We start from the raw sequence: 14851 nt of genomic DNA, 5'->3' as shown, positions 1-14851 counted from the left end.
GCGGGTCAGGGGTGCCAGGAACGCCACAGGGCGGCGTACGGGCCGTCGGCCCGGACCAGCTCGTCGTGACTGCCGAGCTCGGTGATCCGGCCCCCCTCCAGCACGGCCACCCGGTCGGCGTCGTGGGCGGTGTTGAGGCGGTGCGCGATCGCGATGACGGTCCGCCCGGTGAGCAGGGCGGCCAAGGCCCGCTCGGTGCGCCGGGCGGTCGTCGGGTCGAGAGCGGCGGTCGCTTCGTCGAGGATCAGCGTGTGCGGGTCGGCGAGCACCAGCCGGGCCAGCGCGAGCTGCTGGGCCTCGGCGGCGCCGAGCGGGTGCGCCCCGTCGCCGAGCAGGGTGTCGAGGCCGTCGGGCAGGCGGGCGTGCCAGTCGGCGCCGACCGTGGCCAGCGCCGTGCGCATCCGGTCGTCGGAGTCGTCCGGGGCGGCGAACGCGAGGTTGTCGCGTAGCGAGCCGATGAACACGTGGTGTTCCTGGGTGACCAGGGCGATGCGCCGCCGGCGCTCGGCCGGGTCCAGGTCGGTGACCGGGCAGCCGCCGACACTGACGACCCCCTCCCGGGGCGCGTCGATCCCGGCGAGCAGCCGCGCCAGGGTGGACTTCCCGGCCCCCGACGGCCCGACGAGCGCCAACCGCTCGCCGGGCCGCACCTCGAGGTCGATGCCGTGCAGCACGTCGGGTCCGCCGCCGTACGCGAACCGGGCTCCCTGGACGACCAGCCGCTCGTCCACCGGCGTGGCGGCCCGGCCGGGCCGCTCCGGCGGCACCTGACCGACGCCGAGCACCCGGGCGAACGAGGCGAAGCCGCGCTGCGCCTGCTCCATCCACTGGAGGATCCGGTCCAGCGGCTCGATGGCCTGCTGAAGGTAGAGCGTGGCGGCGACCACCGCGCCGAGGGACACCTCGCCCCGCGTGAGCAGGAGCCCACCGACCAGCAGCAGCACGGCCACGGGCAGCGGGTAGCTGGCCTCCACCACGGTGAAGAACACGGTGCGCAGCGCCAGGGTCGCCCGCCGGGCGGCCCAGACCCGGCCGATGCGCGCGCTGCCGTGCCCGATCCGTTCGTCGGCGAGCCGGAACGCCTCGACCGTACGGGCGCCCTCCGCGGTGCTCGTCAGCGTCTCGGTCAGCTCGGCGGCGGCCGCCCCCTCGACCAGGTACGCCGGGCTGGCGCGCCGCAGGTACCACCGGGTCACCAGCGCGATCGTCGGCAGCCCGGCGAGCGCCGCCAGCCCGAGCAGCGGGTGCAGCAGGAAGACCGCCCCGAACAGCAGCGCCAACTGCACCGAGGCGATGACGATGGTGGGCACCACGTCCCGGACGGTGGTGCCGACCGTCGCCACGTCGACCGAGCTGCGGGTCGCCAGGTCCCCGGCGCCGGCGCGCTCGACGACGCCGACGGGCAGGTTCAGCGTCCGCTCGACGAACTCCTCGCGCAGCCGGGCCACGGCCCGCTCGCCGAAGCGGTGGCCCGCGTACCGCGCGTACCGCGACAGCAGCGCCTGGGCCAGCACGGCCCCGCCGATCGCCAGGGCGAACCGGTCGACGGTGGCGACGCCGGCCCCGGCGGACACCCGGTCGACGATGGCGCCGAGCAGCCACGGCGGGGCGAGCCCGGCGACCGTGGCGGTCGAGTGCAGCGCCAGCACGACCGCCACGGCGCGCCGGTCCCGGGCGATCAGCCGACGCGTCGCGCGGCGTACGGTGGCCCGGTCGGCGACCGGCAGCCCGCTCACCGCAGCGCCTGCTCGGCGTCGGCGTCGCCACGGGCCACGAGCCGCCGGTAGCCCGGGTCCCGGTCGAGCAGGTCGGCGTGTGTGCCGGTGGCGGCGACCCGCCCCGCGACCAGGTGCGCGACCTCGTCGGCCCGTCCCAGCAGCAGCGGCGAGGTGGTGAGCACGACGGTGGTCCGTCCGGCCCGCGCGCGGCGCAGCCGCTCGGCGATGCGCGCCTCGGTGTGCGCGTCGACCGCCGAGGTCGGCTCGACGAGGATCAGCACCTCCGGTTCGGCGAGCAACGCCCGGGCCAACCGGACCCGTTGCCGCTGGCCGCCGGAGAGGGACCGGGCGCGGGTGTCCAGCGGAGTGTCGAGCCCGTCCGGCAGGGCCTCGACGACGTCCTCGGCCGACGCGGCGTGCAGGGCGGCGGTGATCCGCTCCCGGTCATCGCCGGGGCGGGCCCCGCGCAGCACCTCCCGCAGCGTCCCGGCGAACAGGTGGGCGTCGTGGTCGGCGACCAGGATGCGGGCCCGCACCTGGTCGAGGTCGACGGCGGTCAGCGGCACGCCGCCCCAGGTGGCGTCGCTGACGGCGTACCGACCGAGCCGGTCGGCCAGCGCGAGGGCGTCCGCCGGGTCGGCGGCGGCCACCGCGGTGAGGTGGCCGGCCCGGACGGTCAGCCCGCTCGACCGGTCGTGCAGGTCGGCGGGACCGTCGGGGGCCGGGACCGGGCCGGCGGGCGCCGGGACCGGGCTGGCGGGGCCGGCGGGGGCCAGGGCAGGACCGGCGGGGCCGCCGGGGGCCGGGACGGGGGTGGCGGGGTGGGCCGGCTGGCGGCTGCCCGGAACCGTCGCCGCGCGGGCACGGGCCGGCGTGTCGTGCGGCCCGCCGACGTCGTCCGGTTCGACGGCGAGCAGGGCGACGATCCGGCGGGCCGCGACCCGGCCCCGGATCAGCTGGTGGCCGCCCTCCAGCAGGAACCAGACCGGCACGACGAGAGTCGCGACGTAGCCGTAGACGGCGACCAGCTCCCCGACGCTGATGTCGCCGGTGACCGCCATCCGGGCCGACAGCCACACCACCGCCGCGAGGAACAGCCCGGGCACGGCCACCGTCGCCGCGTCGATCCAGCTGTTCACGGCGCCCACCCGGTACCCCTCGACGAGCAGGTCGCGGGAGCGGGCCGCGTACCGGCGGGCGAACAGGCCCCGGCCACCCACCCCGGCGAGCACCCGCAGCCCGGCCACGATGTCGCCCGACCGGGCGGTCAGCTCACCCTGCTGCTGCCGGTAGACCGACTCCGCCCGCTCCAGCCGGCGCAGCAGGGGAGCGACGACCAGGACGACCGACGGCACACCCACCAGCACGCAGAGCGCGAGCAGGGGCGAGATCGACCAGAGCACGACGGCGACGACCAGGTATGCCACCACCGCGCCGACGCCGGGCCCGGTCATCGTCATCACCTGCGCCGCCCGGTCGATGTCGGTGCCGCCGATCGTGGCCACCTCGCCCGCCGCGGCCCGGCGCGGCAGCACGGCGCCGACCCGGGACAGCTGGCGGAGCACCACGGCGGCAGAGCGCGCCTTCGCATCCTCCCGGATGAAGGTCATCGTGCGGTGCCGCATGATGCCCAGCCAGGACAGCGCGACGCCGGCGACGACGATCGCCGCCACCCACAGGGCCAGGGCCCGGTTGTCGCCGGCCCGCAGTCCGTCGTCCACGGCGCGGGAGATCAGGTAGGGCCGGACCGCCAGGCCTGTCATCCAGGCCGTGCCGAACAGGCTGCCGCGCAGCACCCGCCACGGCTGGCAGCGAACCAGCCACCACAGGTACCGCATCGGCCCCCGGATGTCCGGGGTGCCGGGCTCGGGATGGGGGATCCGTGGTGGCACCGGCCAACGCTAGCGAGCCGGGCACCGCCTCGCCGCCCCGTTTCCGCCGTACCGCCTGCCGACGTTCCGTCGCCGGCGCCGGCGGCCGACCCACCCCGGCGCGGGGGCGCGCCGGAGTGGCTGGTGGGTGAAGTGTCGCAGGGGCGAGGCAGAATCGCATCCGTGCTGGTGACGGTGGCCTCCGACGAGCGGGGCGGGGGAGCGCTGCAACCCCTCGACGCCGCGGGGCAGCCCGTCGGCCCGGTGCAGCCGGTCACCGACCTGGCCGCCGCCGTCGCGGCGCGCGAGGCGGCGGACCGGCCGCGCTGGGTGTGGGCCTCCGGCGCGACCGTCTACCCGGCGCTGCTGCGCGCCGGGGTGCGGGTCGAGCGCTGCCACGACGTCGAGCTGACCGAGGCCCTGCTGCTCGGCCACGCCGGCCGCTGGGGCGAGCCCCGTTCGTTCGCGGCGGCCTGGGCCCGGCTGACCGGCGCGCCGGTGCCGGCCGATCCGCCGCCCCGGCCGGCCGCGCCGCCCGGCCACGGGCAGGGCGCGCTCTTCGACGCCCTGCCCGGCCCGCCGGGCCCCGGCGTCGAGGCCCTGACCCGGGTGTACGCCGACCAGCTCGCCCGGATCGCCGCCACCGAGCATCCCGGCCGGTTCCGGCTGCTGGTCGCCGCCGAGTCGGCCGGCGCGCTGATCGCCGTGGAGATGGGGGCCGCCGGGCTGCCCTGGCGGGCCGACGTGCACGACCGACTCCTCGCGGAGCTGCTCGGCGAGCCGTCGCCGGTGGGCGGCCCGCCCCGCCGGCTGGCCGAGCTGGCCGCGCGGATCGCCGACGCGTTCGGCGTACGCCAGTTGCACGCCGACTCCCCGGCGGAGCTGTTGCGGGCGTTCGCCCGGGCCGGGGTGGAACTGCCCAACACCCGGGCCTGGGTGCTGCGCGGGGTGGACCACCCGGCGGTGCCGCTGGTCCTGGAATACAAGGAGCTCTACCGCATCTGGACGGCGCACGGCTGGGCCTGGCGCGACGCCTGGGTGCGCGACGGCCGGTTCCAGCCGGAGTACGTCCCGGGCGGGGTCGTCTCCGGCCGCTGGGCCACCCGGGGCGGCGGCGCGTTGCAGATCCCCAAGGTGATCCGGCGGGCGGTGGTGGCCGATCCGGGCTGGCGGTTCGTGGTGGCCGACGCCGGCCAGCTGGAGCCGAGGGTGCTCGCCGCAGTCTCCGGCGACGCCCGGCTCGCCGCCGCCGGTGGTGCCGGCGACCTCTACGCCGCCCTCGCCCAGGACGCCTTCGGCGGCGACCGGCCCCGGGCCAAGGTGGCGCTGCTCGGCGCCATGTACGGGCAGACGGGCGGGGCGGCGGTGCCGGCGCTGGCGGTGCTGCGGCGCAGCTACCCGACGGCTTTCGGCTACGTGGAGGCGGCGGCCCGCACGGGGGAGGCTGGCGGGCTGGTGCGCTCCTGGCTGGGTCGCACCTGCCCGCCGGGCACGGCCGGGTTCGGCGACCCCGACGCCGACGTGCCCGACGACGGCGACGATCCGCAGTCGCCGCGGGCGCGGGCGGCCCGGTCCCGGGGGCGGTTCACCCGCAACTTCGTCATCCAGGCCACCGCCGCCGAGTGGGCCTCGACCCTGCTGGCGACGCTGCGCGGCCGGCTCGCCGCCACCGGCGGCGAGCTGGTCTTCTTCCAGCACGACGAGGTGATCGTGCACTGCCCGGCGGAGCGGGCCGACGCGGTCGCCGACGCGGTCACCCGGTGCGGCGAGCAGGCCGGCGCGCTGCTCTTCGGCGACACCCCGGTCCGCTTCCCGCTGGACCTCTCCGTCGTCGACTGTTACGCCGACGCGGCCTGACGGCTCTCGTCCCGGGTCAGGAGACGCCGGAGTCGGGGTTGGCGGCGTCCCACGCGTGCCGCGACTCGGCGATGGCGTCCTTGTGCGCCAGCGACCAGTCCGCCAACTGCCTGACCAGGTGCGTGAGGCTCCGCCCGCGTTCGGTCAGCTCGTAGGTGACGGTCACGGGGACGGTCGGGTACGCGGTGCGCAGCACCAGCCCGTCACGCTCCAGCCGACGCAGGGTCAGGGTGAGCATCCGCTGGGAGATGCCGTGGATGGCCCGTTGCAGCTCCCGGAACCGGCGGACACCGGAGGAGAGCTCGACGATCGCGAGCACCGACCACTTGTCGCCGATGCGGTCGAGCACGTCGCGGATGCCGCAGTCGGGGTGCTCGGGTAGGCCGCAGGGTGCCAGCGCGTCGGTTACCGCCGTGTGCCCTGCCGACATCGAAGTGCCTCCTTGTGGCCGCGTCCGTGGTTCCCGACGATGAGGCTAGTTCCGATTCGGTACCACCGAAAGGCTCGCCACATGCTGCTGGTCACCGGCGCCTCCGGGCACCTGGGCTCCCTCATCCACGCCGGGCTGGTCGAGCGAGGGCTCGCCCCGCTCGCCGGCACCCGTACGCCCGGTCGCTTCGGCGACGCTGGGCGCAGCGTGGACTTCGACGACCCGGCGGGGCCGGACCTGACGGGCGTACGCGTGCTGGTGCTGGTCTCCGCTGGCTACGGCGAGGACGACGTCGTCACCGCCCGCCACGACCGGGTGATCGCCGCCGCCGAGCGGCACGGGGTGGCGCACGTGGTCTACACGAGCCTGGTCGGCGCCGGCGACCACCTGGCCTTCGCGCTCGCGCACCGGTGGACGGAGCGTCGACTGCGGGAGAGCCGGCTCGACTGGACGATCCTGCGCAACGGCCTCTACGCCGAGCTGTTCGGTCAGTTGGCCGCCCCGGTCGACGGCGCGGTCACGGCCCCGTTCGGCACGGGAGCGCTGGCCGCGGTGGCCCGACAGGATCTGGCCGACGCCGCCGTGCGGGTGGCTGCCGACCCGGCCGCCCACCGCGGTCGCACGTACGAGCTGACCGGACCTGTCGCGCTCACCGCGGCCGGCGTCGCCGCCGGGTTGGGCGTGCCCTACCGCCCGGAGTCGCTAGGCGAGCGGCGTGCCGCCCTGACGGGCCCGGGCCTGCTGCCGTTCCAGCCGGCCATGCTCATGTCGATCTACTCCGCCACGGCGGCCGGGTTCCTCGCGCGGACCCACGGCGACCTGGCGCGCCTGCTGTCGCGTCCGCCCCGCGACCCGATGCCGGTCGCGGTCGCCGCCGCCGGGGCGCCGTCCTGACCGTACGCGCAGCCTCGACGGGGCTGCCCGCCTTCGAGCCAGCCGCGCCGGAGAAGGGCGACGCGGTGCGGTTCCGGGCCGGTAACGGTTGCACTATTTTCCCTTTTCGCCCCGCTACCCGGTCTGCCTTCTCCTCGTTGCTCCCGATGTCCGTACGACGGAGCGGGCCGTGCGTTCGCGCCACGGCCCGCTCCACGGTGGAGGGGGCCCAGCTGAACCGGATCGCAGGAATGATCATCGCCGCGGGCGGGGGGCGCCGCATCGGCGGCCCCGAGGCGCTGCTGCATCAGGGGGAGAAGCCCCTGGTGAACCGGATGATCGACACGATGACCGAGGCGGGCTGCGAGCGGATCGTGGTCGTGCTCGGCGCCGCGGCCGACCAGGTCCGCGAGACGGCGGACCTGAGCCGGGCCACCGTGGTGATCAACCGGGCGTGGGGGACCGGCGTCGGCTCGTCCATCCGGGCCGGCCTCGCCGCGCTCGACGACGAGGGCATCGAGGCGGTCGTGGTGGTGCCGGTCGACATGCCCGGCCTGACCGCCACCGCCGTGCGTCGGGTCGTCGCGCTGCCGTACCCCGACGTGCTGGTCTGCGCCACCTACGACGGGCTGCGCGGCTACCCGATGCTGTTCGGACGCCGGCACTGGTCCGGCATCGCCACCCTGGCCAGCGCGGACGTGGGCGCCCGGCCCTACCTGCTCGCGCACAAGGACCAGATCGTCGACATCTCCTGCGACTCGGTGGCCGACGGCAGCCGGGTCGACACCCCGGAGCTGATGGCGCTCTACGGGCTGACCGTTCCACCCCAGCGCATCGGCGCCTAACTGCGCTGGACAGGCTCAGCCGGCAGGACACGGGTCGCTGCCGCGGACGTCTTCCGCAGCGGCGCGACCCGACCGGGGACGCTGAGCCATGCGGTCACAGCGGTGACGGGTCGTCGCGCAGCCGGCTGTAGAGCCACCCGTCACGCCAGGCGCCGGCCCGGAACTCGCAGGCCCGCACGACCCCCTCCAGCTGGAAGCCGGCCTTCTCCAGCGACCGCTGCTCGGCGGTGTTCTCGGCGTGGGTGCTGGCCTGGATGCGCTGCGCCGGGGTGTGGCTGAACAGGTAGTCGCAGAGCAGCGCCTGGGCCCGCCAGCCGATGCCCTGGCCGCGCCACTCGGGCAGCAGCACGATGCCGATCTCCCAGTACGGGGCCCGCCCGCCGTACTGGCCCTGGAGATAGCTGAGGTAGCCCGCCGGGGCGTCCGACGCCGGCTCGACCTGCACGATCAGGCCGCCGGTCCGCTCGCCGAGATAGCCGTCCTCGGCGAAGCGGCGGGCCGGTGCGGCGGCGTCCCGGAAGCCGGCCCAGTCGAGCCCGATCAGCCCGGGTTCGACCGCGAACCGGCGCAACATCCCCAGATCGTCCTCGGCCACCGGGCGCAGCCGTACGGTCGAGCCGGGCGCCTGGTGCACGATGCCGGCCACCAGCGGATGGGAACTGTCCATCCTCCGCACCGTAGCGACGGGCCGGGCCGTCCGCTGCCCCGGACCGGCTCAGGGGGCGGCGCGCCGTACGACGAGGCCCGGTGAGGGCGTGGGCCCGGACGGACTGGCGATCTGCCGGGCGGCGACCAGGATGTCCGGCTTCTGCGCGACGATCGGCGGGCCGGGGCACTTGTCGTGCCCCCAGGCCGATCCTCCCATGCTGTGGTGGCCGAGGCCTGTGCCCGACGGGTCGGCCGTCAGGGCGAGAGGGACGCCGCACTCCTCGTGCACCCTGGCGAAGATCCGGCCGAGGGCCACGATCTGCTCGTCGGTCAGCCTCTCCCAGCCGGGATGGCTGGCGTGGTGCGGGCTGCCGACGCTGAACCCGGAGCACTCCACCGAGAGCCAGTGCCCGTTGCCGGCTCGCTGGGTCCAGGCCTTGTCCGCCGTGTCGACCATCTGCGCGATGTCACCCTCACGACTGACGATGAAGTGCGAGGAGGTTTCGGTGTCCGGGTCCTGCTGGTGGCTGATGGTGCCCTCATAGGTGCCGTCGGCGATGTGTACCACCAGGCCGCGAACCTCCACCATGCCGTTCGGGACCCGGTTGGCGGTGGGGCCGCGCCAGCTTGCGAGATCCTTCCAGAGGGCCATCGAATGCTCCTTTCGGCGGACGCCGGTGCGGATGGCCGGCCGCAGGCTCGACAATCCGAACGTATCGTCGTCCCCACTCCCGTTGCCGGCGATTCGGCCGACTGGTCGTGCGCGCCCGGGGTAGGTCGCTGACGGCGGATCGCCCAGATCGGTCATCGCTCGGCCTGCACCCCGTCGGCGGCTGTCCGGTCCGGCCACTGCCCCCATGCCAGGCCGCTGTTCCGCTAGCGTCGGCGGGCGCGGCACCGCCGCCGTGGCACACCGCGGCGGGCCGCTGACGACGGGGGAGGCCGGCCGATGATCGGAACGTTGACCCGGCACATAGCCGGGGCGGTCGCCGCCTGGCTGGTGTTCGTCGCCGAAGGACTGGTCGGCTACCTGGCGCTGGAGGCCCCGTGACCACGTCCCGCCCGCCGACCGACCTCGTCCCCGCCGACGTGCCGGCCGGGCAGCTCACCCACAACATGCTCAACGGGGTGACCGACGGCATCTGGCGCACCCGCCGGGACGGGCGGTCGGCCGTGTTGAAACTCCTCACCCCGCCCGGCCGCCCCGGCCCGGCGCACTGGGCCGGCAGCGACGAGCCGGGGCACTGGAACTACTGGCGCCGCGAGGTCGAGGCGTACCGCAGCGGGCTGGCCGCCGCCGCGTACGCCGACGCCGGGCTGGCCGCGCCGACGGCGCTGGCGGTCGACGACCGGCCGGACGGCTCGGTCGCGCTGTGGCTGCCCGAGGTCGCCGGTCGGCCGGGCGTCGCCTGCACGCCCGTCGACCTCGGCGAGGTGGCCGTCCGGCTCGGCGCCGGACACGCCCGCTGGCTCGGCGACCCCGAGGCGCGGGAACTCGCGGCCGGCGGTCGCCCGCCGGACTGGCTGGCGCGCGACTGGCTGCGCGACTACACGCTGAGCCGCCCGGTGGCCGCGCCGGTGCCGTGGGAGCACCCGGTGGCCGTCGCCGCCTGGCCGCGCCCCCTGCGCGACGCGCTGCGGGTGCTGTGGGAACGGCGACACGACGTGCTGGCCGCCACCGACCGGCTGCCGCGTACGCTCTGCCACCACGACTGCTGGCCGATGAACCTGGTGTTCGCCGCCGACGGCCCGGTGTTGCTGGACTGGTCCGGCGTCGGCCCCGGGCCGGTCGGCGAGGACGCGGCCAACCTGGTGCTGGACACCTTCCTCGACGGGCTGGTCGACGTCGCGTTGCTCGACGAGGTGGCCGCCACCGTGCCCGACCGGTACGCCGAAGGGCTGCGCGGTGCCGTCGCGCCGGGGGAAGTGGCCCGTGCCGTCCGGCTCACCGGGGCGGCCAAGTACTTCTGGCTGGCGCCGATGATGCTCGGCCGGCTGGGCCGCTCCGCCATCAGCGGCACCTACGACGCCCGCGACGAGGCGGAGATGATGGCGGGCCGTCGGCCCGTGCTGGAGCTGCTCGCCCGCTGGGCCGCCGAGGCGTGGGACTGACCGGGCGCGGGAAGGCCGTCAGACGTCGATGTTGAAGCGTTGCAGCACCGACGGGGCGACCAGCCCGGCCGCCGCGAGCACCGAGATCGCGGTCAGTACGGCCCGGACGACCACCACCTCGGTCTTGCTGCCGGCCCGTAGGGCGATCTTGTTCGGCAGCCCGATCGGCGTCCACATCCGACGCTTGATCGGGATGGGCCAGAGGATGGGCACGCCGGCCCGGGTGATCATGTCGCCGAGGATGTGCACGAAGCAGCCGACCCCGACGGCGGTGCCGATCAGCGGGTAGCCCCGGCCGCCGGGCAGGTTGGCGAAGGTGTACCAGGCGGCGGCGGCCGACGCGAGGGTGACGATGACCCAGCCGGCGCGCTCCGCCCACTTGTCGAACAGGCCGCGCAGCGCCAGCCCGAACATGAAGAACAGGATGCCGATGACGGCCCACTTGCCGTACGCGGCGCAGAGCGTGGTGGTGCCCCAGCCGACCAGCAGGGTGAACGGGATGGTGTGGGTCAGGGTGCGGTGGCCGTTGTTGCGGCGCGGATCCTTGCTGAGCTTCGTCGCGTAGTAGACCCCGAGGGAGATCTTCTCCATCACCTCGGCGATGAAGAGCGAGAACACGCCGAAGGTACGGGCGACCGTCGCCCCGCCCTGGTTGCGGGTCACCTTGCCGGAGAGGTCGAGGTCGGGGAAGAGCGCGCCACCGGCGCAGACGGCGGTGCCGACGGCGAGTTCCAGCGGCGACTGGTGGTAGTCGGCGAACTGTTGCAGCGCCCAGGATCCGGCCAGCCACACCGCCGCGCCGGACAGCGCGTGGGACGGTCCCATCATGTCGGCTCACCCTCCCCAGGGATCTTGAGCGCCAAAACTACGCCACTGTAGTTCGCCGACGCTCCGCAGGGGCATCGCCCGGACGGTCCACCGGGGACGGTGGCGGGGAGGGGTGGGTGGATCTGCCGCACCGGCAGGGAAGTATGCCCTTGCCGGGCGGCGGACGGGGCCGGTCTGTCGGCCACCGGACGGTAGGGAGGCGGCGACGGTCCGCTCAGCGGACGGCGCCGCCGGCCGCGAGCAGGTTCCCCTCCGGGATGGTGATCTTCTGGCGGGCCCCGCCGAGTCGGGCGGCGGCGCGCCGGGCCTGCGTCGGGCCGTGCTCCCGGCCGACCGTCGCGTACGTGCCGGCGGTCCGGGCGGCGATGGTCGTCCAGCCGTAGTGACGGCCGACCATGGCGCGCGCCCGCCGGGCCACCCGCCGGGCGAAGACCTCGTCGGCGAGGAGCTGGTCGACCGCCTCGCCGAGGGCGCCCGGGTCGCTGTGCGGGAAGGTCACCCCGGTCACGCCCGGCTCGACGATCTCGGCGAGGCCGCCGGTGCGGGCCACGGCCAACGGCGCACCGGCCGCCGCAGCCTCCAGGGCCACCATCCCGAACGGCTCGTAGAGGCTGGGCACCACGGTCGCGTCGGTGGCGCCGAGCAGCGCGGGCAGGCGGGTCGCGTCCAGGAAGCCCGCGAAGCGTACGGTCTGCCCGAGCCCGAGGCGGTGGGTCTCCTCCTCCAACTCGCCGCGGTAGGGGCCGTCGCCCGCGATCACCACCCGCAGCCCGGGGTGCCGGTCGCGCAGGTACGGCACGGCGTGCACCAGGTGCTGCACGCCCTTCTCGTAGACCAGCCGGCCGGCGTACCCGACGAGCGGGCCGTCGCCGGCGAACCGGGCCCGGGCGGCGGTGACCGCCCCCGGCCGGGCGCGCCAGGCCCGGTCGTCGACCCCGTTGGGCACCACGTCGACCTGCCCGGCCGGCACGTCGAAGAGCGTGGCGACCTGCTCGCGCATGTAGCCGGAGCAGACGATCACCCGGGCGGAGGCGTTGCTCAGCCAGTGTTCGACGCCGTGGATGGTGCGGTTCATCTCCTCGGGCAGCCAGCCCTGGTGTCGGCCGGCTTCGGTGGCGTGGATGGTGCTGACGAGTGGGATGTCGAGGTGTTCGCGCAGGGTCATGGCGGTGTGGGCGACGAGCCAGTCGTGGGCGTGGATGACGTCGTAGGTGCCGGCTTCGGTGGCGCGGAGGGCGGCGCGGGTGAGGGTGTGGTTGAAGGCCATGGTCCAGGCGAGCAGGGAGGAGGTGGCGAGGGGGAAGGTGACGGGGTCTTCGGCGGCGCGGACGATGCGGACGCCGTCGGCGTACTCCTCGAGGGGTGCGCCGTCGGTGTGGCGGGTGACGACGGTGACCTCGTGGCCGGCGGCGGCGAGGGCGACGGAGAGGGCGTGCACGTGTCGGCCGAGCCCGCCGACGAGGACCGGCGGGTACTCCCAGGAGAGCATCAGCACCCGCTGTCGCCGGGCGGGATGGATGTCGATCACGTCGGCGTCAGGTGACATGTGGCCCCCTTGATTTATCCCCGAGCGCGCGTCGACCGGCACCGCAACCGGTGCCCGCCGATGTCGCGACTGGATCGGGACCCATCCTGCTGGTGGCCGGATAACCAGCGGAGACGCCGCCGTTGCGGTCGTGTAAAGCGCTACCGGCCGTTCCTGCGGGCGCGCAGCAGTTCGGCGACCGACCACGCCTGGAACGGGCACCCGGTGGCGGCGTGCGGCGCGAGTCCGTCGGCCGTCTCACTCACCGATCCCAGGCCATATTCGGTCAGATGGGCCTCGATGCCGACGAAAAGGTCATCGACCGGCATCTTGGCCCGTCGGGCGGCGTCGGCGTACGGGCCGAGCAGCCACGGCCAGACGGTGCCCTGGTGGTAGGCGCCGTCCCGCTCGGCCGGACCGCCCCGGTGCCGCCCGACGAACTCGGGCGCGTCGGGGGAGAGGCTGCGCGGGCCCAGCGGGGTGAGCAGCCCGCCGGCGACCCGGCGCACGGTGGGCTCGTCGGGCTCCAACGGGGCGTACGGCAGCGACCAGGCCAGCAGCTGGTTGGGGCGCAGCAGGTCGTCGTCGTGCTGCGCGGCCCCACCCAGCGGGTACGCCGGCGCGGGCGCGTCCACCACGTCGTGCAGCCAGCCCGTCGGGGCCGGGAACCGGCGCCGGAACGCGGCGCCGGCCTGCTCGTGCAGCCGCCACAGCTCGCCCGCGTCGCGCCCCGCCAGCTCGGTCAGCTCGGCCAGGCCGGCCAGCCCGTTGACCCAGAGCGCGTTGACCTCCACCGGCTTGCCCGTACGCGGGGTGACCGGCACCCCGTACACCCGGGCGTCCATCCAGGTCAGCGCCGTGCCCGGGGTGCCGCCCTGGGTGAGCAGCCCGTCGGCCGGGTCGACGGCGATGCCGAAGCGGGTGCCGGCGAGGTGCGCGTCGACCACCCCGTGCAGCGCGGGCAGCAGCTCGTCGCCGAGATCGGTGTCGCCGGTGACGGTGACGTGCCGGCTGACGGCGTGCAGGAACCACAGGGTCGCGTCGACGGTGTTGTACTCCACCCGCCCGGTGTCGGCGGTGTTGGCGAGCATCCCCTCCGACAGCGTCGCCGCGTACGCCCGCAGCAGCTCCCGGCCCTCGTCGGCCCGGTTGGTGCAGAGGAACAGCCCCTCGTAGGAGATCATCGTGTCCCGCGACCAGGCGCCGAACCACGGGTAGCCGGCCACCACGTCGGGCCCGGTGCAGGTGCGGACCACGAACGCGTCGGCGGCCAGCGCGAGCGTCGCCTCGACCGGGTCGGCCGGCTTCGCCGCGGCCACCACCCGCCGGTTGCGGGCCCGGGCCGCCGCGACCACCTCGGTCGCCGGTGGCGGCTCCTCGGCCAGCTCGCCGGCCCAGGCGAGCACCGACACCGTGTCGCCCGGGCGCTCCAGCTCGCCCGAGAACCGGCCCGCGTACCAGAGGTCCTCGTCGGGGTTCAGGCCCCGCGCCGCCTCCTCCCGGTGGTGCGCGCCGAGCCACCACTGTCCCTGCGGGGTCCAGTCCGGCCCGGCGAGCCGGAACGCGTCCTCGACCACCGCCCCGCCCGGCACCGGCTCCATCCGTGGGGCCGGGCCGTCGGCGCGGCGCTCGCCGTGCGCGTCGCGCCAGGTGCAGGCCGCCGCGAGTTCGAGCCGCACCGGCCCGCCGGAGACGAGCCGGTGCACGACGGCCACGCAGGAGCGGCCGTACGTCATCGCCAGCTCACGCTCGATCACCACGTCGCCGACGCGCCAGCGCCACCGGGGCAGGCCGTCGGTCAGGTCGAAGCGCTCCAGCAACTCGAAGCCGCGCGGGTCGACGTCGCCGGACGCCCACTCGTGCGCGCCCAGGCGCACCCGGGCGCCGGAGGGGAACAGCACGGCCGGGTCCAGGCCGACCAGTCCCACGCGGCGGGACGCCGGCGTCTCGCCGGCCACCACGAGCAGCCCGTGGTACCGGCGGGTGCGCAGCCCGCTCACCGTGCCGGTGGCGTAGCCGCCGAGACCGTCGGTGACCAGCCACTCCCGGGCGGCGCCGCCGCCGGTCAGGTCGCCGCACACCTGCGGGCCGAAGCGAATGTCGATCAACTTTCCTCCACCGGCGGCGGGGTGCAACACGCCACG

12 protein-coding genes are annotated in these 14851 nt (G+C 75.6%); 4 read left to right on the top strand and 8 right to left on the bottom strand.

Features of this window, described 5'->3' with window-relative positions; all coding sequences use genetic code 11:
- Positions 1 to 5: 5 nt before the first annotated feature.
- The gene (locus ACPXCB_RS11605) at positions 6 to 1736 is read right to left on the bottom strand and encodes an ABC transporter ATP-binding protein (protein ID WP_425874708.1); all 1731 of its coding nucleotides are present in this window, start codon (positions 1734 to 1736) and stop codon (positions 6 to 8) included.
- Complete coding sequence (locus tag ACPXCB_RS11600; protein ID WP_425874706.1) at positions 1733 to 3610, bottom strand: ABC transporter transmembrane domain-containing protein; 1878 nt, start codon at positions 3608 to 3610, stop codon at positions 1733 to 1735. The genes ACPXCB_RS11605 and ACPXCB_RS11600 overlap by 4 nt, the downstream gene beginning before the upstream one ends.
- 132 nt (positions 3611 to 3742) lie before the next feature.
- Between ACPXCB_RS11600 and ACPXCB_RS11595 the strand changes: the two genes are divergently transcribed.
- Positions 3743 to 5446 carry a bifunctional 3'-5' exonuclease/DNA polymerase gene (locus ACPXCB_RS11595; RefSeq protein ID WP_425875013.1) on the top strand — a complete coding sequence of 568 codons (1704 nt, stop codon included), beginning with the start codon at positions 3743 to 3745 and terminating at the stop codon, positions 5444 to 5446.
- Between the two features lie 16 nt (positions 5447 to 5462).
- On the opposite strand, the gene ACPXCB_RS11590 is transcribed toward ACPXCB_RS11595, so the two are convergent.
- Positions 5463 to 5876, bottom strand: a complete 414-nt coding sequence (locus ACPXCB_RS11590) for a winged helix-turn-helix transcriptional regulator (protein ID WP_327028989.1) — start codon at positions 5874 to 5876, stop codon at positions 5463 to 5465.
- Positions 5877 to 5957: 81 nt separating this feature from the next.
- Between ACPXCB_RS11590 and ACPXCB_RS11585 the strand changes: the two genes are divergently transcribed.
- Both ACPXCB_RS11585 and ACPXCB_RS11580 read left to right on the top strand, forming a co-directional pair.
- Positions 5958 to 6770 carry an NAD(P)H-binding protein gene (locus ACPXCB_RS11585; protein ID WP_425874703.1) on the top strand — a complete coding sequence of 271 codons (813 nt, stop codon included), beginning with the start codon at positions 5958 to 5960 and terminating at the stop codon, positions 6768 to 6770.
- 230 nt (positions 6771 to 7000) lie between these two features.
- A complete protein-coding gene (locus tag ACPXCB_RS11580; protein ID WP_357578672.1) occupies positions 7001 to 7594 on the top strand; it encodes a nucleotidyltransferase family protein in 594 nt (197 codons plus the stop codon).
- Positions 7595 to 7688: 94 nt separating this feature from the next.
- Here the strand turns inward: ACPXCB_RS11580 and ACPXCB_RS11575 are convergent, their stop codons facing one another.
- Both ACPXCB_RS11575 and ACPXCB_RS11570 read right to left on the bottom strand, forming a co-directional pair.
- Positions 7689 to 8261, bottom strand: a complete 573-nt coding sequence (locus ACPXCB_RS11575) for a GNAT family N-acetyltransferase (RefSeq protein WP_425874701.1) — start codon at positions 8259 to 8261, stop codon at positions 7689 to 7691.
- Between the two features lie 48 nt (positions 8262 to 8309).
- Positions 8310 to 8894, bottom strand: a complete 585-nt coding sequence (locus tag ACPXCB_RS11570) for an N-acetylmuramoyl-L-alanine amidase (protein WP_425874699.1) — start codon at positions 8892 to 8894, stop codon at positions 8310 to 8312.
- 395 nt (positions 8895 to 9289) lie between these two features.
- On the opposite strand from ACPXCB_RS11570, the gene ACPXCB_RS11565 reads away from it, so the two are divergent.
- The gene (locus tag ACPXCB_RS11565) at positions 9290 to 10354 is read left to right on the top strand and encodes a phosphotransferase (RefSeq protein WP_425874697.1); all 1065 of its coding nucleotides are present in this window, start codon (positions 9290 to 9292) and stop codon (positions 10352 to 10354) included.
- 18 nt (positions 10355 to 10372) lie between these two features.
- Here ACPXCB_RS11565 and ACPXCB_RS11560 read toward each other — a convergent pair whose 3' ends face one another.
- From ACPXCB_RS11560 to ACPXCB_RS11550, 3 genes are all read right to left on the bottom strand, one after another.
- Positions 10373 to 11182: a metal-dependent hydrolase gene (locus ACPXCB_RS11560; RefSeq protein ID WP_425874695.1), complete on the bottom strand. Its 810-nt coding sequence runs from the start codon at positions 11180 to 11182 to the stop codon at positions 10373 to 10375.
- 214 nt (positions 11183 to 11396) lie between these two features.
- On the bottom strand, positions 11397 to 12728 hold the full coding sequence (locus tag ACPXCB_RS11555) for a glycosyltransferase family 4 protein (protein WP_425874693.1): 1332 nt from the start codon (positions 12726 to 12728) through the stop codon (positions 11397 to 11399).
- Positions 12729 to 12868: 140 nt separating this feature from the next.
- Positions 12869 to 14815 carry an amylo-alpha-1,6-glucosidase gene (locus ACPXCB_RS11550; protein ID WP_425874692.1) on the bottom strand — a complete coding sequence of 649 codons (1947 nt, stop codon included), beginning with the start codon at positions 14813 to 14815 and terminating at the stop codon, positions 12869 to 12871.
- Between the last annotated feature and the right edge of the window lie 36 nt (positions 14816 to 14851).

Origin of the sequence: Micromonospora sp. DT62 (assembly GCF_049847285.1) — a bacterium.
Classification (GTDB): domain Bacteria; phylum Actinomycetota; class Actinomycetes; order Mycobacteriales; family Micromonosporaceae; genus Micromonospora; species Micromonospora reichwaldensis.
Note: the sequence above shows the minus strand (reverse complement) of the source record. Positions and strands in the feature narration are given on the sequence as shown.

Coding starts and splice junctions, on each gene's coding strand:
- ACPXCB_RS11590 (WP_327028989.1), bottom strand. CDS start 5,876: ATGTCGGCAGGGCACACGGCGGTAACCGACGCGCTGGCACCCTGCGGC.
- ACPXCB_RS11585 (WP_425874703.1), top strand. CDS start 5,958: ATGCTGCTGGTCACCGGCGCCTCCGGGCACCTGGGCTCCCTCATCCAC.
- ACPXCB_RS11580 (WP_357578672.1), top strand. CDS start 7,001: ATGATCATCGCCGCGGGCGGGGGGCGCCGCATCGGCGGCCCCGAGGCG.
- ACPXCB_RS11575 (WP_425874701.1), bottom strand. CDS start 8,261: ATGGACAGTTCCCATCCGCTGGTGGCCGGCATCGTGCACCAGGCGCCC.
- ACPXCB_RS11570 (WP_425874699.1), bottom strand. CDS start 8,894: ATGGCCCTCTGGAAGGATCTCGCAAGCTGGCGCGGCCCCACCGCCAAC.
- ACPXCB_RS11560 (WP_425874695.1), bottom strand. CDS start 11,182: ATGATGGGACCGTCCCACGCGCTGTCCGGCGCGGCGGTGTGGCTGGCC.
- ACPXCB_RS11555 (WP_425874693.1), bottom strand. CDS start 12,728: ATGTCACCTGACGCCGACGTGATCGACATCCATCCCGCCCGGCGACAG.